General features: G+C 43.9%; 20 protein-coding genes. 10 read left to right on the forward strand and 10 right to left on the reverse strand.

The window, feature by feature from the left end; all coding sequences use genetic code 11:
- Positions 1-11: 11 nt before the first annotated feature.
- Both HGG78_RS01025 and mpl read right to left on the reverse strand, forming a co-directional pair.
- On the reverse strand, positions 12-638 hold the full coding sequence (locus HGG78_RS01025; RefSeq protein ID WP_053309480.1) for a flavin prenyltransferase UbiX: 627 nt from the start codon (positions 636-638) through the stop codon (positions 12-14).
- Between the two features lie 27 nt (positions 639-665).
- On the reverse strand, positions 666-2024 hold the full coding sequence (gene mpl / locus HGG78_RS01030) for a UDP-N-acetylmuramate:L-alanyl-gamma-D-glutamyl-meso-diaminopimelate ligase (RefSeq protein ID WP_172531845.1): 1359 nt from the start codon (positions 2022-2024) through the stop codon (positions 666-668).
- 270 nt (positions 2025-2294) lie between these two features.
- On the opposite strand from mpl, the gene fbp reads away from it, so the two are divergent.
- Positions 2295-3305 carry a class 1 fructose-bisphosphatase gene (fbp, locus tag HGG78_RS01035; protein WP_053309482.1) on the forward strand — a complete coding sequence of 337 codons (1011 nt, stop codon included), beginning with the start codon at positions 2295-2297 and terminating at the stop codon, positions 3303-3305.
- Positions 3306-3830: 525 nt separating this feature from the next.
- Positions 3831-4358 carry an inorganic diphosphatase gene (ppa, locus tag HGG78_RS01040; protein ID WP_053309483.1) on the forward strand — a complete coding sequence of 176 codons (528 nt, stop codon included), beginning with the start codon at positions 3831-3833 and terminating at the stop codon, positions 4356-4358.
- Positions 4359-4421: 63 nt separating this feature from the next.
- Here the strand turns inward: ppa and HGG78_RS01045 are convergent, their stop codons facing one another.
- The 4 genes from HGG78_RS01045 to tamA form a co-directional block, all read right to left on the reverse strand.
- Positions 4422-4757: a DUF2799 domain-containing protein gene (locus HGG78_RS01045; RefSeq protein ID WP_172531846.1), complete on the reverse strand. Its 336-nt coding sequence runs from the start codon at positions 4755-4757 to the stop codon at positions 4422-4424.
- Positions 4758-4812: 55 nt separating this feature from the next.
- Positions 4813-5160 carry a gamma-glutamylcyclotransferase family protein gene (locus tag HGG78_RS01050; RefSeq protein ID WP_053309485.1) on the reverse strand — a complete coding sequence of 116 codons (348 nt, stop codon included), beginning with the start codon at positions 5158-5160 and terminating at the stop codon, positions 4813-4815.
- Positions 5161-5245: 85 nt separating this feature from the next.
- Positions 5246-9001: an autotransporter assembly complex protein TamB gene (gene tamB, locus HGG78_RS01055; protein WP_172531847.1), complete on the reverse strand. Its 3756-nt coding sequence runs from the start codon at positions 8999-9001 to the stop codon at positions 5246-5248.
- Entirely contained in the window at positions 8998-10710 is a 1713-nt protein-coding gene (gene tamA / locus HGG78_RS01060; protein ID WP_172531848.1) for an autotransporter assembly complex protein TamA, read from the reverse strand. The genes tamB and tamA overlap by 4 nt, the downstream gene beginning before the upstream one ends.
- 165 nt (positions 10711-10875) lie before the next feature.
- Here tamA and msrA point away from each other — a divergent pair, with 165 nt between their 5' ends.
- The 8 genes from msrA (at position 10876) to HGG78_RS01100 (ending at position 17106) form a co-directional block, all read left to right on the forward strand.
- The gene (gene msrA, locus HGG78_RS01065) at positions 10876-11514 is read left to right on the forward strand and encodes a peptide-methionine (S)-S-oxide reductase MsrA (protein WP_053309488.1); all 639 of its coding nucleotides are present in this window, start codon (positions 10876-10878) and stop codon (positions 11512-11514) included.
- A gap of 114 nt (positions 11515-11628) precedes the next feature.
- Positions 11629-12180, forward strand: coding sequence for a YtfJ family protein (locus HGG78_RS01070; protein WP_172531849.1), 552 nt, complete (start codon positions 11629-11631; stop codon positions 12178-12180).
- Between the two features lie 132 nt (positions 12181-12312).
- On the forward strand, positions 12313-12606 hold the full coding sequence (locus HGG78_RS01075; protein ID WP_172531850.1) for a DUF2607 family protein: 294 nt from the start codon (positions 12313-12315) through the stop codon (positions 12604-12606).
- 75 nt (positions 12607-12681) lie between these two features.
- The gene (zrgA, locus tag HGG78_RS01080) at positions 12682-13365 is read left to right on the forward strand and encodes a zinc uptake protein ZrgA (protein ID WP_172531851.1); all 684 of its coding nucleotides are present in this window, start codon (positions 12682-12684) and stop codon (positions 13363-13365) included.
- Positions 13366-13427: 62 nt separating this feature from the next.
- Entirely contained in the window at positions 13428-14144 is a 717-nt protein-coding gene (locus HGG78_RS01085) for an ABC transporter ATP-binding protein (RefSeq protein ID WP_053309491.1), read from the forward strand.
- Positions 14141-15400: an ABC transporter permease gene (locus tag HGG78_RS01090; protein WP_172531852.1), complete on the forward strand. Its 1260-nt coding sequence runs from the start codon at positions 14141-14143 to the stop codon at positions 15398-15400. The genes HGG78_RS01085 and HGG78_RS01090 overlap by 4 nt, the downstream gene beginning before the upstream one ends.
- 9 nt (positions 15401-15409) lie before the next feature.
- Positions 15410-15910: a DUF3299 domain-containing protein gene (locus HGG78_RS01095; protein WP_053309493.1), complete on the forward strand. Its 501-nt coding sequence runs from the start codon at positions 15410-15412 to the stop codon at positions 15908-15910.
- A gap of 296 nt (positions 15911-16206) precedes the next feature.
- The gene (locus tag HGG78_RS01100) at positions 16207-17106 is read left to right on the forward strand and encodes a TIGR03899 family protein (protein ID WP_172531853.1); all 900 of its coding nucleotides are present in this window, start codon (positions 16207-16209) and stop codon (positions 17104-17106) included.
- A 79-nt stretch (positions 17107-17185) separates the two neighbouring features.
- On the opposite strand, the gene cysC is transcribed toward HGG78_RS01100, so the two are convergent.
- The 4 genes from cysC to cysD are packed head-to-tail and all read right to left on the reverse strand — an operon-like array spanning position 17186 to position 21949.
- Complete coding sequence (gene cysC / locus HGG78_RS01105; RefSeq protein WP_168520887.1) at positions 17186-17803, reverse strand: adenylyl-sulfate kinase; 618 nt, start codon at positions 17801-17803, stop codon at positions 17186-17188.
- A gap of 20 nt (positions 17804-17823) precedes the next feature.
- Entirely contained in the window at positions 17824-19548 is a 1725-nt protein-coding gene (locus tag HGG78_RS01110) for an SLC13 family permease (RefSeq protein WP_053309496.1), read from the reverse strand.
- A gap of 47 nt (positions 19549-19595) precedes the next feature.
- Positions 19596-21023 (reverse strand): sulfate adenylyltransferase subunit CysN, encoded by a 1428-nt coding sequence (gene cysN / locus HGG78_RS01115; RefSeq protein WP_168786518.1) that lies wholly within the window; start codon positions 21021-21023, stop codon positions 19596-19598.
- A gap of 17 nt (positions 21024-21040) precedes the next feature.
- Positions 21041-21949: a sulfate adenylyltransferase subunit CysD gene (gene cysD, locus HGG78_RS01120; protein ID WP_053309498.1), complete on the reverse strand. Its 909-nt coding sequence runs from the start codon at positions 21947-21949 to the stop codon at positions 21041-21043.
- Between the last annotated feature and the right edge of the window lie 58 nt (positions 21950-22007).

Here is a 22007-nt window from a genome sequence, read left to right on the forward strand (position 1 = left end):
ACTTCAGCAAACTATGCACCGCGTTGATCGTATCCCCAACGCGGAACTAAACCTTGTTCAACCCCCAGATGATCCAAAATACGGGCAACCATAAAGTCGACTAAATCCTCGATGGATTGGGGTTGATGATAGAACCCCGGCGCAGCGGGCATAATCGTTACCCCCATTTGCGACAATTTGAGCATATTTTCAAGATGCAAAGTTGAGAATGGGGTTTCGCGTACCACCAGCAACAGTTGTCCACGCTCTTTCATGACCACATCGGCAGCGCGTTCGATCAAATTATCCGACATACCATGAGCAATCGCGGCCACACTGCCTGCAGAGCAAGGACACACCACCATCTGTTTTGGCGCAGCAGAACCAGAAGCTACGGGAGAAAACCAGTCTTCTTTACCGCAAACAATCAACTTATCAGCGTCACAATGGAGGTGTTCAACCAATGCCGCTTTCGCAGCTTCAGGCCCACTAGGTAACTTCAAACCATGTTCTGTCGCCAGCACAACCCGCGCCGCGGATGAGATCAGCAAATAAACTTGGTAATCTGCGGCAAGCAAACACTCAAGCAAACGCAGTCCGTAAGGAGCACCTGAAGCGCCAGTAAAAGCCAATGTGATAGTTTTCTGTTTTGTTGTCATAGCTCTATTTCACTTGTGCGACTGGTATTAGATGACTTGCTTCAAAGCAAGCAGTAACTTGTTATGAATACCTTCAAAACCACCATTACTCATCACCAATATTTGGTCACCCGGCTTAGCTTCATGAGCGATTTGCGCCACGAAAGCATCAATATCATCATTGACATACGCAGGTTGTGAACATTGGTCTGCAACATCCTGCACCGACCAAGGAATATTATTAGGCTGATAGAGATAAACGGAGTCCGCTTGTTGCAACGATGCAGCCAAGGTTTGTTTATGCACGCCCAACTTCATTGTCGCCGAACGTGGCTCTAAAACCGCGATAATTTTCTTATCGCCAACCTTGTTACGTAAACCGCCCAAGGTAAGTTCAATCGCCGTTGGGTGATGAGCAAAATCATCAAAAACGCTAATCTCATTCACTTCGCCTTTGAGCTCTAAACGACGTTTGGTATTAATGAACTTAGATAACGCTTCACAAGCAAGATCAGGGGTGACACCAACGTGACGCGCAGCGCCAATCGCCATTAAGGCATTATCGACATTGTGATCACCAACAAGATCCCATTTGACTGTGCCCACTAATTCATTGCGCAAGAAAACGTTAAATTGAGAACCATCACGGATAATTTTCTCTGCCTTCCATTCACCTTGTTCACCCGTGAACTCGGTTTCGCTCCAACAGCCACGAGCTAAAACATCCGATAATGCGCTATCTTGTTGAGGTGCAAAGATACGACCATTTCCAGGAACCGTACGCACTAAGTGATGAAATTGACGCTTGATCGCTTCAAGATCATCAAAAATATCAGCATGATCAAACTCAAGATTATTCATAACCAAGGTTCTAGGGTGGTAGTGAACAAACTTAGAACGCTTATCGAAAAAAGCACTGTCATATTCGTCGGCTTCCACTACAAAAAACATGCTATCACCTAAACGGGCAGAAATACCAAAGTTACCTAGCACCCCGCCGACCAAGAATCCCGGTTGGTAACCGCACGCTTCTAAAATCCACGCGAGCATACTAGAAGTCGTGGTTTTACCATGTGTTCCAGATACCGCCAGAACCCAGCGATCATGCAATAGGAACTCTTGTAACCATTGGGGGCCAGAGGTATAGCGCAGGTTGTTATTCAGCACATATTCAACACAAGGGTTACCACGGCTCATCGCATTGCCGATCACCACCAGATCTGGCTTTGGCTCTAATTGGACAGGATCAAATCCTTCGATAATCTCAATGCCTTGAGACTCTAATAAAGTGCTCATTGGGGGGTATACATTGGCATCACTACCCGTGACTTTATGGCCTAATTGACGAGCCAAAACCGCAGCACCTCCCATAAATGTACCGCAGATCCCAAGAATATGAATATGCATAAAACCTAGCCTCGCACATTGCGTTGTGAGTTATTGCCCCATTATCACCATCCAACCAAGAAAAGCGAGCTCGTTTGCAACTTCAAAAAAGTCGACAAACAAATTGAGATCTCAATCTGTTAGTTCATTACCATTAAAAAGATCTAACCTTTAAAATCGCATTGTTACCCGAACGTTATGAAACGGGTCACCCGTTTCGAGCAACATTCCAATAAGAGGATGGGCGACGAAACAAAATACCCCCAAAAATATCTATGTTAAGGAAATAACATGCCTGAGATTCGCACCCTTGGCGAGTTTATTGTTGAGAAACAACATGACTTCCCCCACGCAAGCGGTGATCTTTCATCCCTTTTGTCATCTATTCGTTTGGCAGCAAAAATAGTCAACCGAGAAATCAATAAAGCGGGTCTTGTCGATATTACTGGTGCCGTTGGTACCGATAATATCCAAGGTGAAGAGCAACAAAAACTGGATGTTTATGCCAACGAAAAATTTAAAGCGGCTTTAGAGGCTCGTGACCAAGTGTGTGGTGTCGCGAGTGAAGAAGAAGATGAAGCGGTTGCATTCAATAAAGAGCTCAACAAAAACGCCAAATACGTAGTGTTGATGGACCCTCTCGATGGCTCATCAAATATCGATGTTAACGTATCGGTGGGCACTATTTTCTCTATCTACCGCCGCGTTTCACCGGTCGGCACTCCACCAACACAAGAAGACTTCTTGCAACCGGGCCATAAACAGGTAGCGGCAGGCTATGTAGTATACGGCTCATCGACCATGTTGGTTTACACCACGGGTAATGGAGTCAATGGCTTTACTTATGACCCTTCACTGGGCACCTTCTATTTGTCTCATCCAAATATGATGACTTCTGAAGATGGTAAAATCTATTCCATCAATGAAGGGAATTACATTCGTTTTCCAACCGGTGTGAAGAAGTACATCAAGTACTGTCAAGAGAATGTACCTGAGGAAAATCGTCCTTATACATCACGTTACATTGGTTCGCTAGTCTCTGATTTCCACCGCAACCTATTGAAAGGCGGTGTTTATCTCTATCCTAGTACCCAAAGCCACCCTGACGGTAAGCTACGTTTATTGTATGAATGTAATCCAATGGCTTTCTTGATTGAACAAGCTGGCGGTATCGCCTCTGACGGTGTGAATCGTATTTTGGATATCAAACCAACAGAATTGCATCAGCGCGTTCCTTTTTTCTGCGGCTCAAAAAACATGGTCAGAAAAGTAGAAGAGTTTATAGAACGCTACCGCGATTAATCATCAAGACGAACAAGCGCCTAGTATCAGGCGCTTTTTTTCTACCCAAAATCATCGAGACCCAAACTATTTGGAGTTGCAGGTAGGCGAGCGTAACACTACTACAGCCTCATCGAAAAATGGCACAAAGCTCTTGTTTATGGGTTTACACTATTTCGTGTTTACCGCTACAGTTTCTATACCCAAACCACTTGAAGTTGCAGGTAGGCGGCAAGTAAGTGAATCCCCATGAGCATAGATAAACTATGTGATTGGGGTGAGGGAACGTAGCCAACACCGCTGCAACTTCAAGTAGGAAGGGTATACGTTATTTCTATTAACATTTAGCGATTCAAGTCCAGTAATACCAATCACAGTAAATAAGTGATCAGAAATAGCGCAGGAAAAAGGCTTGAGAACAAGGCAGGATTTTTCGATAAGTAGTTATTCTACAATCAAAAATTCTAACGCAGTTATCAAGCATTTTAACCAGCTAGGATGAACAGTTATTTACTACGATTGGTATAATTGAAAAGGAAATATCAAATGAGCTTAAACAACGTACCTGCGGGTAAATCATTACCTGATGATCTTTACGTAGTGATTGAGATCCCAGCCAATGCTGACCCAATCAAATATGAAGTAGATAAAGAATCTGGCGCTGTGTTTGTTGACCGCTTTATGTCAGCCCCGATGTTCTACCCATGTAACTACGGTTATGTGAACCACACATTGTCATTAGATGGTGACCCAGTCGATGTCTTGGTGCCAACTCCTTACCCGCTAATGCCTGGTTCAGTAATTCGTTGTCGCCCAGTGGGTGTGTTGAAAATGACCGATGAATCTGGAGAGGACGCAAAAGTTGTCGCGGTGCCTCATTCAAAATTATCCAAAGAGTACGATCATATTCAAGATGTAGACGACTTACCTGCTTTACTGAAAGCACAAATCACCCAATTCTTTGAACGCTACAAAGAATTAGAAGCCGGAAAATGGGTCAAAGTGGATGGCTGGGAAGATGCCGCCGCTGCTCGCGCTGAAATTCTATCGTCTTACGAGCGCGCACAACAATAATTTGTGAGTGAAGCGCTGCGTATCAGGAAGGCAAGAGCCAGCAGTGACTGGCTCTTGAAGATACTAGAATCGACCAGCGGTTGATTGGCGACCCGATATGTAGTCTTGTTGGAAAAATACATTGTCTTTATCACACACACCCAAGTACGGTTTACCGATAACCCCAAGTATATAAGCATTTTGTTGGCAATACATCGCTCTTCCTTGCTCGTATCCGTCGCTATAAGCGAGATAAAGCTCATCCGATGTAGCTAATTTTTCAACTGAGAGTTTCAATAGTCCTTTCTCTCCCTGTTCCTTACCAAATTGCAACCAATCGCTATTCACTGATGTTGTCGGAGTTGGTTGAACTGCACAACCAAATAACACAAATGTAAGTAGTAACAAAATAGGCTTCATAAAACACCTCCTTGACACAGACACCATAATAATACGGATTCACTTACCAATTAGTTCACACTCTTTGACACCAATCCCCAGAATCAATCTGCGAATTTAAGTCACCGACTTGTTGATAGATATACACCCAAGCACGGCCAAAAGGGGTATCAATCATTTCTCGTCGATATTCCACAGGAACATCTTCTAAAATATCGAGCTGCTTGAGCGTTGCTTCATCGATCATATACACTTCACCAGTAATCGATTGATGGCCTTTTATAAGACCAGGATACGCGCCTAAATCATACAATGCATATTCAGATGCTGTTATAAAGGATCCTAGCATTTGACCAGACTGCAAAAAATGATGATTGCTTTCACCTTGGCGCAACGTGCCATATACAAAGACCAAATGCTGCATTTTACTTTCCCTAGTAAGTTAAGATTTATCTAACAGGCTAAAACTCGCGGCACTTCCATACCGAAGAACTCGGAACTCAGCAGGCTTAGTCAAACTCAAACTGATATAAAATATCAACCGCACTATCTAGGCCAGAGACCGCTTCTAAGTAAAGATCCTGCATCAAGCGGTAACGCACCGTAAATTCACCAACCGAGCTGAAAATGCCCACTCCATATTTTACTTGCAAGCCGGGTAAAATATAACCACTGACCGTCACTTGTGAATCATCGCCTGTTCCTGCGGTATCTAATTGCAGATCTTGTACACCAAATGCTTGACCAATTTCGCCAACGACTCGACCGCTTTTAGCTAAACTCAAGCCAATCAAAGCAGTCGTCATTGCGTTGCCACCAGCTTCACCGTCGATGTCTTGTCCACGTAGTAAATAAGACAAAGCATTTGCTTGTGGCATAGCAGGTTCAGAGAAAATGGATACTTCTGGCTCATCAGCAGGACCTGTTACTTTAACACCAGCAATCACATCATCGGCGGTATTGTCAGGGTTACGGATCGCTTTGATAGACACATAAGGTTGGTCAGCAGGGCCGTTCATTAAGATCTTACCCTCTTCAATAACCAGATCCTGTCCAAATGAACGATATGAACCATCTTTGATATTTATCTCGCCAGTGATGAATGGACCTTTGTCTTTTTGCGCCACATTCAGACGACCGATTAAGCCACCTTGTAAACCAAAAGCGTTGAGTTTGAAATCATCACCAATCGAGATATTAATATCAGTTTCGATGTTAAACGGAATAGCGTTAAAATCATCAATGGGCTGTAAGGAGGCATCAAGAATGACTTGATCTTTCGAGACACTGACGGCACTTGACGGCAACTCTTCAACCAAAATTCGCCCCCACGGTAAATTGATATTACCCGTAATCTTCGCAAGACTTGGCTTAACGTTAATCGTCATATCGGGCACCACTTTAATTTTGACCATCGGCGGTAAGTCGACCATCAACTCCTCTGCAAATACTCGTAAATTGGCGTGCCAATCTTCTAAACGTTGCCAGTCTGCATCACCCACTAAATCAAGTTCACCATCGGGGGTTTGAATTGCTGCGTTTAGTGCAGCTTGATAACCACTGAAATCAACCGCTAAACGCCCCGAATTGACATCTACAGGAGAAATATCTCCCTTGATGAGCATCTCATCGACAACTAAGCTACCGATCACTTTAGGATGTAACATTGGCCCATTAAATGTCAGATCGGTGGTAATGTTTGATTTAACTTGGCTGTACTCACCGATAATTGGCTTAAGAAAATCAAGATTGAATGTGGAGAGTTTTAAAGTTCCATCAATTGTTTTGTCTTTCGCTATGACATTAGGAACGGTCAACTGCCCAGAAATATCGCCATTGTCCGTAACATCTAGTAGCCATTGAGCCAACAGTTTGTTTTGCTCTAAATTCGTTTCCAGCGACACACTTTCCCAGCCAAGCGTCACCGGATGTTCGAGATGCTGTGTGACATGCCCTTTAGATAAATTCAGTGTGATCAGTGCTTGAGGAGCGCTATTTTCCTCCCACTTAGCCGTGATATTGGCATCCGCTTGCCCTTGGATTTCAGTTTCAGCAGGTACAAACATGGCAATTTGCTTGAAATCGAACTGGTTAATCGAAAGCTGCGCTGCGCCATTTTGCCCAACTGTCGCCTCTTTATCCAAACAGAGAGAAGAATCATTTTGTAACCAACAGTGCGCCGCAATCGTCGCTTGCTGTTCATCTACATTAACTACGATTGGAGTAACTTGATTCAGTTCCCAAGGCCCTTGCTGAGTAGAAAACTGCACGCTATCTAGCGCACCTTTCCATATCATGGCAGGTTTATCTTCAAAAGCACCACTGATAGCTAAGCTAGTTGAGAGTAAATCTGACACCATATCTAAGCTCAGTGTATGTTGCTGCTGAGTCCCAGCAAAATTTAGATCCAGACTTTCAACACTATGTTGTTGGTATTCCAGTTGACGAACTTGTAACCGTAGTGTGCCTTGTGGCATTGGTAGCGGTATGACATCCCCATGTAAAGTCACATGCTGCAAGGTGGCTTCTTTTTGCCACGCTAAAGAATCAGCATCTAATCTCAATTTGATTTTTGGCTGTTTGAGATCGCCACCTAACTGAATATCACCGATTAATTTACCAGCAAGATCGGGAACACTTTTGGCTAAATCAGGGAAATCGACAGACAACCCCATGCGCCAATTTTTATCCAGTACACCTTTCGCCGTTATTTGGTTTGGACCGTGAGCGAGCGTTAAACCACTTGTCGATACTTGAAATTCACCGTTACCAGTAGGATCTGATGCATCGATCTGACCTTCAACATTGAGCGGATAATCGCGTAATGTCCCATCAATATCTAAAAGCGGTAACGCGACTTTCCACCCACCTTGCGAAGTTAACTCTCCACTGGTTTCCAGTTTGCCGCTGATCACCCCTTCAGCTTCTGACCACTGTAAACCGGGCTGAATATCTTGCATGGTTAATGCGGCTTGCCAATTGATTGGAGCTTGCCAATTGGCCATCGCTTGACCACGTACGCGGCCACCTAACGTTTCAACCAGCAAAGATTCAAGAGCAATCTGTTCCAACGTCCCTTTTCCTGCCACATCCAACGACACATCGGGTAGATCTTTACCTTTAAGCTGTGTCTGCAAGGTTAGGTTATACCCCTGCAATGAGCCTTGTGTTTTCAGTGTTGGAACAGAAATAAAATAGTCACCTTGCCCGATGAGTGGCCATTGGGCCTGTACATCATCCAACACGATATCAAATGGGAGTTCAGGATCTAGAGGCGATAATTGTGCATGCAGCGTCGCTTGCACCAATCCACCAAACTTAGCATCAAGGGTTAAATCATTAACGCTGCCAAAAGCGTCGAGCGCAACAGTCTGCCCATTAGCTTCAGCCTGTTTAATGGTGCTTTTTAACGATAAATTTAATGGGTACTCGCCTTGTAATCTCACATCTGCTTTTAGGTTTGCCACCAACAGTGGAAGATCCAACTCTAGCGCTTTTAATGAAACGTTATGTTGATAGGCATTCGCCACTAAACCTAAATGATTGACCACAATAGGCTCTGCTTGTTGCAGAGTGAAATTATTGATGTCAAAACGCATAAGCTCGACTTGCAGGGGGATTGTCACATCCGGTAGCACTATCGGTTGTCTCTCTGACTCAGCCGCGGTAGGCATTGCTGATTCAGCTTCATTTGGGGCTAATGATAGTTGGATATCATTCCAACTGGTTTTACCTATTTTTAAACGATTACCGAACATAGAAGCGTTGGTCGAGAAGCTCTGCCACGCTATTTTATTGCCCAATATATCCAGTTTAATATCGTTTAACACTACTCGCCCAATGGTAATAGGCACAGGAGTAGAGATGGCGGTTACCGGCTCAGATTCGGCCACTTGCGTCTCATCGCTCTCTGGCGGTAACTCTGGCATAGCAAAGTCTAGTCCTATGACCGCAAGTTCTTGCACGCACAATGCAGGCTCGAATAAGCAATTAGCATTGACGGCTAACGTCACTCTTTTGGCTTTCAAATCAAGATGTAAGTCATCATCGATAAATGCCACTTGATTAAGAGTAAAGCGTGGAAATAAGGCACCTTGCGTAGTAGCGACTTGCAGTTGAGGTACGGCTTGTTGCGCACCCCACAACAGTACATTCAATCCTGCATTAGTGAACAACAAGCCAATAATAGCAATGAGAAATACCATCAGCAGGACAGATAAAATAGTGGCTATCCACTTGGTTATCTTCAACATAGCCTTGGTCATAATTCAGGCCCCAACGTAAAGTGCAATTTAAATTCATCACCAGGCTCTGAATCCAGCCCCCAAGCGAAATCTAGACGAACAGGACCAACAGGTGATGCCCAACGAATGCCTACACCAACACCAGTTTTCCACTCAGGGGAATCATTAAAAGCATCGCCGTAATCCACAAATGCTGCTCCCCACCAATCTCCTACTACACGATATTGATATTCCAATGACGTCGTCGCAATATATTGGGCCCCAGTTAAAGCACCACTTTCATCTTTAGGTGAAATAGATTCATAGCCATAACCACGCAAATTATTGTCACCACCAGCAAAGAAACGCAGTGAAGGAGAGAGCTTATCGAACTCATCGGTAATATTAGCTCCTCCATCGATACGAAATAGACCACGATGGTTCCGACCAATACCCCGCAGCCAAGCTGTACTAGCTAAAACACGAGCCACTCGAGTTTCCGATGCAAGACTAGGGTCTGCGTATTCTAAGGTGATACTCTGCTTATCTCCCCACATGGGCATCGAACCTCCCCTCACTCGGGTACGGGTATAAGTGACACCTGGCAATACAAAATGACCAACATCGCTTTGCAAACCTTGTTCATAATTTTCAATCAAATAACGGACAAATAGTGTGCGGTGCCAACCATTATCTAGCTCCCAATGACGTTCAACAGATAAATTGGATTCTAAACTTTGAGTATCACGACTATCGACATTCTTCATTCCATACTGAATGCGATAATACTGACGCAACACATCTTCTAACGGAATTTTATAACCGGCAGTAATAGTTTGCTCAGGCGCAGAAATCGAGACACTGCTATCAAAACTATGACCTCTACTATTCACCCAAGGTTTATTCCATTTCAATGAACCTCGCACACCAACGTCGGTTGAATAACCCAGACCAGTTTCAATTTTATTGCGAGCTTGTGGAGCAAGCGACACCTTCATTGGCACCTCTCGCCCATTATCTAATTGGCTTAAGTCAGGCTCAACGAATACAGAGGAGAACCAGTCGGTATTGGAGAGGTTTTGGTTGTATGCGCCAACCTTAGACACCAAATAGGGTTTACCGGTCTCGTAAGGTTGCAGTGAGCGGACTCGCTCTTCTTTAATCTGACTGCCCGTGATAGTTGATGCACCGAAATGATAACGTATCCCACTATCGAAATGCAGGCGAATAAATGCTTGGTTCAGCTCTGGCACCACTTCCAATCGGCTAAGCGTAAAATCACCGTTAAAATAGCCTTTCTGCAACGCCAAATTGCGAATGCCTGATTTCAGAGTATCGTATTGACCATGGTTGAGTGGTGCGCCAACTTGCAAAGCATTTAGGGAAATTAACTCACGAAAATCACGATCAGATTCGGCCTCACCACTGATGACAACATCAAACTCTTGCACTGTCATTACTTCACCAGGGGTAACATTAACCACTAACTTCTGGCCATTAGCCTCAACGAGAAAGTCAAATTTAGGGTGGTAGTAGCCTATAGCACTCAACGCCTCAGAGATGCTTTTTTCTAAACGGGATTGAAAGCGTAGGCCTGTCGAATAGTCGCTTTGTGGAATTGACGATAGATAACCATCAACGTTTGTTTTTTGCTCTCCTTGCAAGCCATTAATGGCCAAATCCACTTTCGCATCAACCGAAGTAGAGAGTAGTAACATCGTCAATAGCACTGGTAATGATTTTCGTCTCATGCTTAATTAGGGCGCAGTTGAGTTAACAGATCTTGAATAGATTGAAATCATACCGCCAATAACGACTTTCGTCTGTATGAAATCAGTCAATTATCCAGTCTTAATCTTAGTGAATAACTCAATAATAAAAAATAAAGTATCAATCAGTTTATAAAAGGAAAGGTTATGTTTGACAAGCAAGCCATGGTCAACGCTGACACTGCTCTACCTGGACGTAGTACCACAATGGAAATTGATGCTGCTCATTATGTGAATAACAGCAACTTAAATGCACAGCCCACTGATGATGAACAACAAATCCTCATTGGCATGGGCTGCTTCTGGGGTGCAGAACGCCTATATTGGCAACTCGATGGCGTTGTATCGACTTCTGTTGGTTATGCAGGGGGATTTACGCCCAACCCAACCTACGAAGAGGTCTGTACCGGTAAAACAGGGCACACAGAAGTGGTACGCGTTATCTTTGATCCAAAACGCTTGCCATTAGCAACACTACTCAGTCATTTTTGGGAAAAACACGATCCAACTCAGGGGATGCGACAAGGTAATGACAGGGGCACTCAATATCGCTCTGCTATTTACACCTTTAACGACGAGCAACAACGAATCGCTGAACAGTCAAAATTAAACTATCAGCAAGCTTTATCTGAACATGATAAAGCTGCCATCACGACCGAAATTCGACCAGCGGGTCACTACTATTTTGCTGAAACATATCATCAACAATATTTAGCTAAAAACCCGAACGGCTACTGTGGATTAGGCGGAACAGGCATCTGCTTCCCACCACAATCCAATCAATAACTTGTACTAAAATGAGGCTCTCTTGGCATTTTACCTAATGCCGTGAGTGCCTATTTTCGTTGTTTCTATCATTCTGTGCTATACCTTTGTTGCTCAATCAAAGGGAATAATACAATGAAAAATAAAACACTTATCGCCATTCTATTGGCGTGCTCTCCAACACTCGCTTTAGCGCACAATATCACTTTGGGTCAATCAGTACCTAAAGTTGAGGTTGCGAAACATGGCGAAATCATCCTGCAAGGCGATAAAGCCAAATACCAAGTTTGGAGCAGTGATCAGCTCTTAGGTAAAGTTCGCGTAATTCAAGCTATTGCAGGGCGCAGCAGTGCAAAAAAAATGAACGCGCCGCTCATGGCTGCGATTACTGCAGCCGGATACCCACAGGAAAATTACCAAACGACCTCGATCATCAACCAAGATGATGCTATCTGGGGGACGAGCTCTTTTGTGAAATCGTCAGCTCAAGACAGCAAAAAAGAGTTCCCATGGTCTTCAATGGTTCTGGATGAAGCAGGAAATGTTGCTAATACTTGGGATTTACAAGCCGAATCTTCAGCCATTATCGTTCAAGATAAACAAGGCAAGGTGCTGTTTGTTAAAGAAGGTGTCCTTACAGAAGATGAAATTCAAACAGTATTAGGCATAATCAAGCAGAGCTTATAGCGCTCGCAAACTCACCATGATTGGGTGATGCCTATCGATAGATATTCTCACCCAATATAAAAAAGAGTATTCTTTGCTCTCTTTATATTGTTATATTATAACAATTGTTATTTTCACGACTGTCTTCATTTAATGCTCAATCGTCCGTGTTTTTCCTATTCCAGCATAAAGTTCACTGCACTATGTGCCGTGTTACTCACCTTATGGCTGAATGCGGCTTATGTTGAGCATTACCTCGACATCACGCCATCCCATCATACACAGCACCATTGTCAGCATTTTGCAGGTCTACAAAATGGCCTAAGCTGTGCGATGCCGACGCTGCCGGTTATGATTGGAAGTGAGATTCCTTTTACTGTCGAAAGAATACAGCGTCGTCCTTCTGTACATTACGCTTATCTTGCGCGCTCTCCGCCGATCTTTTAAACATTTTCATAGCCATGATTATTACCCTAGGCGCATGCGCTAAGGGATATTTTAATGTTTAAAAGGAACCAACCAATGATAATGCAACACAAACTAGCTTTATGTATCGGCGTTGCGATGAGCGCATCTAGCCTAATGATCAGCACGGCAGCACTCGCCAATGAAGAGTTTCGTCAACATGAAGCACACGTACACGGCCATGTTGAATTTAATATTGCTCAAGATGGACAAGATTTATTAATCGAGATTACAGCGCCAGGCGCTGATGTGGTGGGTTTTGAGCATGCCCCAGAAAATGATCAACAACAGCAAACACTGAATAAAGTGCTTGAACAGTTCAACCAACCCAAGGCAATTTTCCAGTTATCTAGCGCAGCGAACTGCCACCTAGAACAAAGTGATATTACGCACACTTTAGGTGTTGATGAGCACCACGACCACGACCACGACCACGACCACGACCACGACCACGACCACGACCACGACCACGACCATCATGATAAACATGATGAAAAACATCAAGATAAAGATATCCATCATGATCATGATGAGCATCACCACAGTGTTCAACACTCAGCCCATGGTTCATTCAGTGTGCAATACCAATATCACTGTGATGACATTGCTCAATTACAACAAATTGATACTCAATGGTTTAAGTTGTTCCCAAATACCAAATCGATCAGTGCTAATCTGCTTACAGACAAAGCACAATCTGCATTGGAATTGAAAGAGAACAATACGCGTATTTCACTTTAAGCCATCACAATGTTGGGTAAGGACTTACTTACCCAACACATTTGTTGTTACAGGAATCAACCATGAGTGATCTGCATATTCTATCGCTGGCCTCTGTCATTGAATTGAATGACGTTGAATTTTGTTGGCCCAACAGCCCTCAATCAGCGTTAAACATCAAACAGCTGTCGGTTAAACGTGGTGAGCATCTATTTATAAAAGGACCCAGTGGCTGTGGAAAATCAACCTTACTCAGCCTGTTAACGGGCATCAACCAAGCCCAACATGGCCGAGTTTCGATTTTAGGTACCGATCTTTCAGCACTAACATCCCGTCAACGAGATAAATTTAGAGCCGACCATATCGGTTATATCTTCCAACAATTTAATTTACTGCCTTACTTATCGGTTATTGAAAACGTGATATTACCTTGTCAGTTTTCAGCCATACGTAAACAGCAGGTCGAGGGGGATATGGCCGAAAAAGCCAAACAACTGCTCACTAGGCTGCACTTAGCTGAATCGCTGTTTACTAAATCAGTTATTGAATTAAGTATTGGCCAACAACAGCGCGTTGCTGCCGCTCGAGCACTCATCGGCGAGCCACAATTGATCATTGCCGACGAGCCAACCTCAGCGCTCGATCACGATAATCGCTTAGCCTTTATTGAACTGCTACTCGAAGAAGCGGACCACGCAGGGGCCACTTTGGTTTTTGTCAGCCATGACCCAACACTAGAAAATCTATTTGACCGAAGTATTCACTTACCACAATTAAACCAAGCAGGAGAAGTCGCATGAATGTGATTGCTAACCTTGCTTGGAAAAGTGTCCTAAACCGTAAAACAACAGCCATACTATCGATACTGACGGTAGCTATTTCCGTCATTTTGCTGATGGGTGTAGAACGGATCCGCACTCAAGCCAAAAATAGCTTTGCCAACACCATTTCAGGAACTGATTTAATCGTCGGTGGCCGTTCAGGACAAGTTAACTTACTGCTTTATTCTGTATTTCGCATTGGTAATGCCACCAATAATATCGACTGGAAAAGCTACCAAGATTTTAGCCAGCACCGCGCGGTGAAATGGGCAATCCCTATTTCACTAGGAGACTCGCACAAAGGTTTTCGAGTGATGGGCACAAACCACAGCTATTTTGAGAATTTTAAATATGGAAGTAAGCAACCACTTACTTTTTCTCAAGGAACTGAGTTTAATGGATTATTTGAAACAGTATTAGGTTCAGATGTCGCCAAAACGCTTGGATATCACATCGGTAGCGATATCATTATCGCTCATGGCATCAGCGATGTTGGGTTTAGTCGCCATGACAACTTACCATTCAAAGTTGTAGGCATTTTAGCTCCTACTGGCACACCGGTTGATAAAACCGTACACGTATCACTTGAAGCGATTGAAGCGATTCACGTTGGCTGGGAATCTGGTGCACATTTAGGCAATACACCGTCGCAAGAACAATTAGCCCAGTACGATTTTCAACCAAAGCAGATCACCGCCATGTTGGTCGGGCTGAAATCAAGAATTCAGACGTTTGCCCTACAGCGTGAAATTAATAATTATCGCCAAGAACCCCTCAGCGCGATTATGCCGGGCGTTACCTTGCAAGAATTGTGGAGCATGATGTCCGTCGCTGAACAAGCATTAATGGCGGTTTCCATTTTTGTAGTGGCCGCAGGTTTACTGGGCATGCTCAGTAGCTTATTAACCAGCTTGCAAGAAAGGCGTCGTGAAATGGCCATACTACGAGCAATGGGTGCTCAACCTAAACATATTTTTGCCCTGCTCATCAGTGAGGCCACGACGCTCACTTTTATGGGAATCGTCGTTGGGCTTATTGGGCTATATGCTTTACTCGCTATTGCTCAACCATTTATTGCTCAACAATATGGCATCCAAATTACCTTAAGTGCTATTAGTCGCTATGAGTGGCAACTATTAGCTTATGTACAACTCGCCGGTGTGATCATTGGTTTCATTCCTGCATTGCGCGCATATCGACAATCACTCAGTGATGGTATGACCATCCGAATTTAGGATTTATTAATGAAGAAACTACTACTTATCAGCACCTTATTGCTGTCCGGCTTGTTGCCCTTTTACGTCCAAAGTAACGAAGATGTGTTAAAGCTCGATTGGATTGATCTCATTCCACAAAACGAGCGAAACCAATTCACCCCCGAAGGCATGCCTGCCTTAAGCCATAATGGTGATATGACAGCGGAACAGTCTAAGGTTGGAGGTGTGAGAAGTGAGCTAAACGGTAGTAAAGTCAAAATTCCGGGGTTTGTGATTCCATTAGAAGGCGATGCCAACATGGTGACCGAATTTCTACTGGTTCCGTATTTTGGCGCTTGCATACACGTGCCACCACCACCACCAAACCAAATCATTTATGTTAAATTTCCAAAAGGTGCGCCCATTCAACAGTTATGGGATGTGATTTATGTCGTCGGCACATTGAAAACAGAAAATATCAGCCACGAATTGGCTGAGACCGCTTATGTGATCGAAGGGACGGCCATCGAAGAATACGATGATATGTAATTAACAAAGCAGCAACCTATCGATTCGTCTAAGCTAAACTATATATTTGGAGAGATACGCTAACAAAGCGACATATACCAAAAAGAGTAAGGCGAACGATAGGGGCTTTTTTAGTTTATTCTCTTTCCAACACTTCATAAGCACCTCGTAAATACCGATAACAATTTTAACAACTTATTATCATTGGCGGTAGCTCAAATTTATGATCTAGAATGACTGTTTTTTCTAGATGCGAAATGAGTTACACGTTACATTTTGATTTATAGATAAAATGAGCGATTGAATCGGAAATGTGAATGGTAGATACCAGTAAACCTGTCGTGATTGAGCATCAAACAAACTCAAACCAAAGCCACGAAAAAAAATCGAGTTATATAAAAGACAGCGCCAGCCGCATTTTGAATATTGCGCAGTGCCATGGTCTTGATGCATTGCTGCAAAACGAACCACCACAGAAAACACCACTCGATCGCGCCCTATTTAGAGAGCGTCAGCGCAAAGAGCAGAGACAAAAAAACCTCGAACAGATCCTCAAACTCGCTCATGTTTCATGCAAAGATGAAACGGCTGGCGATCCAGACCAAGACTGGTTGCATCGTTTTTTTGATATGGCGCAAGACATCCATAATTCCTCGATGCAGCGACTTTGGGCGCAAGTGCTTAAGCGTGAAGTGACCAACCCAGGTTCGACGTCATTGAAGGCATTACAAGTTCTACAAGATATGACTCCCAAAGAGGCGCAAATCCTCCAAAGAGCATCATCATTGGCATGCAGTTTCGGCAGTGATAATAGCCGTAAACTGTTGGTTGGAGTTCGAGCATCAAATGGGATTTTTAGTTTAGGTAAGCGCAATATCACCTTGACCATCAATATGGGGAGCTTTCAGCTTCCCTACTCAAGCCTATTAGTGTTAATTGAGTTAGGTCTGTTACATGCAACGGAGTTAGAGTCAGGCGAAATTGAACTAGAACCTGCGCTATTATTGATCTATCAAGGCAAGAACTTGTCTTTACAAGCGATGGGCAAAGGGGTTCGCTTACTCTATTACCGCTTTAGTCCGACGGGTAACGAGCTGTGCAAGCTACTCGGTAATAAACCCAATATGCAGTACTACGATCAAATGGTTGCCGTATTAAGCCAAAAATTCACCGTGCAAACCGAAGCGGCCAGTAATTCATTTCATCACGCAGTGTAAGCACTCGACGTCGTTAATATAGTTAATACAATAGCAAAAGGGCTCATCTGAGCCCTTTGGACGATTTAGTATCGTAATTTTACGCGATGATCGCACGCTGTTTCAGTGCTTGCAGACAAAGATCGACCAGTTCATCAATAGGCTTTTCACCAGCCGGAAGGTCTATTTCCGGGTTTAACGGTTGTTCATATTCAGAATCGATTCCCGTGAAATTGGCAATTTCTCCAGCACGAGCTTTTTTATATAGCCCTTTAGGGTCACGCTGCTCGCAGATATCTAAATCAGTATTGACGAACACTTCAATAAACTCGCCCTGTGGCAATAAATCACGCACTAACTGGCGCTCTGCTCGGTGCGGTGAAATAAAAGCAGACAGCACAATCAACCCTGCATCAGCCATTAATTTTGCCAACTCACCAATGCGACGGATATTCTCACGGCGATCTTGCTCGGAAAAACCCAGATCACTACACAAACCATGACGAACGTTGTCACCATCCAATAAATAGGTATGAAAACCCAATTGTGCTAAACGCTGCTCTAGTGCTCCTGCAATCGTCGATTTACCAGCACCAGAAAGTCCGGTAAACCACAGCACTGCTGGTTGTTGCTGTTTTAATTTGGCACGAAATTGTTTATCAATACTGTGTTGATGCCAGACGATATTTTCATCTTTATTGGCAGAAGCGGTACTCATAACGAAGTCCTTTTTATACATCAAAATGGAAAAAATTGAGGAATAAGTGTCAACACCAAAGCTGAATACACCAACGAAATTGGCACTCCGATTCGTACGTAATCGCTCAATTTATAATTTCCTACGCTGTAAACCAGTAAATTGGTTTGATAACCATAAGGGGAAATAAAGCTGGCACTGGCACCAAATAGCACTGCCATAATAAATGGCATCGGGTCAACGCCATAGCCAATCGCCATGCTGTAACCAATAGGAAAGGCCAGTGCGGCGGCTGCGTTGTTGGTCACTAGTTCAGTGAGCACTAAGGTGACAAAATAGGTCGCCACTAAAGCACCAAATACCCCCCATCCATTAAACGCTTCGATGAACATTTGCCCCATCCGAGCAGAAAGACCGGATGAGATCATCAGTTGTGCAATGGATAAAGCTGAACCAACGATCACCACAATATCAATCGGGAAACGGCGACGTAGTTCGTTGATTTGTACAATGCCACAAATCAACATCACCAATAGATAGCCCAATAAGCCTTTGATGATAGGAATGATCCCCAATAGCGAAGCGGCAATCACAGCAACAAACCCTATCAACACTAAACTGGATTTATGGCTATCAAGCTTGGCGCTAGAATCCAAATCATTGATCAATACAAACTCGCGGCGATGTGCTCGACGTTCAGCATCAAAACGCTTACCAGGAACCAATACTAAGGTATCACCAGCGGTTAAAATTATATTGCCGAGCCCACCTTCTAAACGTTCATGACCACGACGAATCGCGACCACAACCGCATCAAATCGCTCACGAAATTGGCTTGATTTAAGTGTTTTATTACAAAAACTGGCTGATGAGCTCACCACCACTTCAACAAAACTTTGGCCGTTTAAATGATGTTGTCCAAACAACGTTAAACCTTGGATCTCTTGCAGAGTTGAAACACTTTCAATATCACCACAAAACAGTAGGCGATCTTTGGCTTGCAGTATAAAGTCAGGATCAACCGATGCGACGGTTTCACCATTGCGGATCACTTCAGCTAAAAACAGTTTACGCAGTGCTCGTAAATTATTTTCACTGATACTCCGCCCCACCAGCGGTGATCCAGCTTCGACTCTAGCTTCTAAGAAATAAGGTAAATCCTCTTGGCTTTGATCATCGTAATTCGGCAAAAAATAACTGAGCGGAATTAAGATCAAAACACCACCGAATAAGACCGCAAGTCCAATCATCGTCGGCGCGAAAAATCCCAAACTCGGCAAGCCGGCATCTTCCACAAAGCTGTTAATAATGAGGTTGGTTGACGTTCCTATCAGAGTTAATGTGCCACCAAAAATGGCCGCATAAGAAAGTGGGATCAATAACTTAGAAGGCGCATGTTGTTGATTACGCTTAACTGCGCCAATCAATGACACCACGACGGCAGTATTGTTGGTAAATGATGAAAGCAGCGCTGTTGATAAGCCTAATTTAGCTACCACGGACCCAAGCGTGCCTTCGGAAATACTACGGCTCACCCAACTGATCAAACGTGTTTTCTCTAAAGCAGCCGAAGCCAGCACCAGAAGAATTAACGTTAATAGTGATGAGTTAGTGAAGTTTGCCGCAACACTTTTTAGCTCGATCATTCCTGCCATAAACGCCACAAAAGCGGCACCCGCAAAAATGAAACTAGGCTTAATACGAGTTGCAAGCAAGCAAGTAATAATGCCGAGCAAAATTGCTAACACCAATCCTTGTTCCCACATAACTCATCCCTCAATAAGAGAGTGATCACTCACTCTCACAACAATGACTACTTTAATAATTGACTGAGATCTTTTGCGTCCCAATGTGGGAAATGCTTGCGGATCAGAGCATTTAATTCAATTTCGAAAGCAGAATGATGGTTTTCATCGCGCGCTAAGTTTTGCAGGCTATCACGCACTAAACCAGCTCCAACTGTTACGTTAGTAAGACGATCAATAATGATAAAACCACCGGTATTGGCGCTGTCTAAGTACTTGTCGAGAGCAATCGACTCATTCAATGACCATTCGCACAATCCAATACCATTGAGCGGCAGCTCATCACTTTGATAGGTCGAAAGGTTATTGATGTCATATTGATGACGAATAGCCTTTACTTGACCAACCGTTTTCTTACCTGCAATTTTGATGTTGTACTCGCGACCCGCCTGAAGTGGTTGCTCAGTCATCCACACCACATCCGCCAATAGGTGGTTGGTTGACTCAACACTCGCCCCTTCAAGGACAATTAAGTCACCACGACTAATGTCGATTTCATCTGTCAGTGTCAAGGTAACCGCCTGACCTGCCTGCGCTTGTTCTAGATCACCATCGAAAGTGACAATGCGGGCAATGGTCGATTGTTTGCCCGATGGCAATGCTTTGATTGAATCACCGACGTTGATGCGACCTGATGCTATCGTGCCCGCAAAGCCTCGAAAGTCGAGATTCGGGCGGTTGACGTACTGCACTGGAAAACGAAATTCGCCCGCGCCTTTCTCTTGATCAACATCGACATCTTCAAGTAACTCAAGTAGAGATGGTCCTTGATACCAGTCCATAAACTGACTCGCCTCGACCACGTTATCGCCTTCTAATGCTGAAATCGGGATGATCTGAATATCAATCTCACCTTGTAGGTGCTTGGAAAACTCCAAATAATCTTGGCGAATTTGCTCAAAACGCTCTTGTGCATAATCAACCAAGTCCATTTTATTGACCGCGACTACAAAATGCTTCAAGCCCAATAAGTTGGAGATAAATGAATGGCGACGTGTTTGATCTAAAATCCCTTTACGGGCATCAATCAGAATCACCGCAAGATCACACGTTGAAGCTCCAGTGGCCATATTTCGCGTGTATTGCTCATGCCCAGGAGTATCGGCAATGATGAATTTTCGTTTTTGAGTTGAGAAATAACGGTACGCGACATCAATCGTGATGCCTTGTTCACGTTCGGCTTGCAAACCATCCACCAGCAGCGCCAAATCAGGACGTTCGCCAGTCGTACCAACACGCTGACTATCGGAATGCACTGCGGCTAATTGATCTTCATAAATCTGCTTTGAATCATGAAGCAGACGACCAATTAAGGTACTTTTTCCATCATCTACCGAACCACATGTGAGAAATCTAAGTAGCGATTTGTGTTGGTGTTGAGTGAGGTAACCTTCAATACCTAGCTCAGAAAGTTGAGCTTGAACTGCACTATTCATAATCTTTCCTTAGATCCTTAGAAATAACCTTGGCGTTTTTTCAATTCCATCGATCCCGACTGATCGTGGTCGATCGCACGGCCTTGTCGTTCACTCGATGTGGCAACGAGCATCTCTTCAATAATACCGGTCAAGGTATTCGCTTTGGATTCAACAGCGCCAGTCAGCGGGTAACAACCGAGAGTGCGGAAGCGAACACTTTTGTATTCAACCTTTTCACCCGGCTCAAGTTTCATACGGTTATCATCAACCATGATCAACATGCCATCACGCTCGACCACAGGACGAATTTCAGACAGATATAGCGGTACGATCTCAATATTTTCTAGATAGATGTACTGCCAAATATCAAGCTCAGTCCAGTTCGACAAAGGAAATACGCGAATGCTTTCGCCCTTGTTTACTTGACCGTTATAGGTCTTCCATAATTCTGGGCGTTGGTTTTTAGGATCCCACGTGTGGTTTTTATCTCTAAATGAATAGACCCGTTCTTTGGCGCGAGATTTCTCTTCATCACGACGAGCACCACCAAAAGCAGCATCAAAGCCGTACTTATTCAGTGCCTGCTTCAGCCCTTGAGTTTTCATGATATCGGTGTGTTTTGAAGATCCATGAACAAAGGGACTGCACCCCATTGCCAGACCTTCTGGGTTTTTGTGAACCAGTAGCTCAAAACCATATTTTTGTGCTGCACGATCACGAAATTCGATCATCTCGCGAAACTTCCAGTCAGTATCGACATGCAGCAAAGGAAACGGAATTTTTCCTGGGTAAAAGGCTTTACGTGCTAGATGCAACATGACGGATGAATCTTTACCGATCGAGTACATCATTACTGGATTATCAAACTCAGCCGCCACTTCACGAATAATGTGAATACTTTCCGCTTCGAGCTGCTGTAAATGGGTTAAGCGTTGTTGGTCCATCTTCATGCTTCCTTTTGGCTCGCAGTGCGAGCGTGTTGCAATGAGAGTCATTGATACA

The sequence above is a fragment of the Vibrio aestuarianus genome, from assembly GCF_012395185.1.
In the GTDB taxonomy this organism is placed as follows: domain Bacteria; phylum Pseudomonadota; class Gammaproteobacteria; order Enterobacterales; family Vibrionaceae; genus Vibrio; species Vibrio aestuarianus.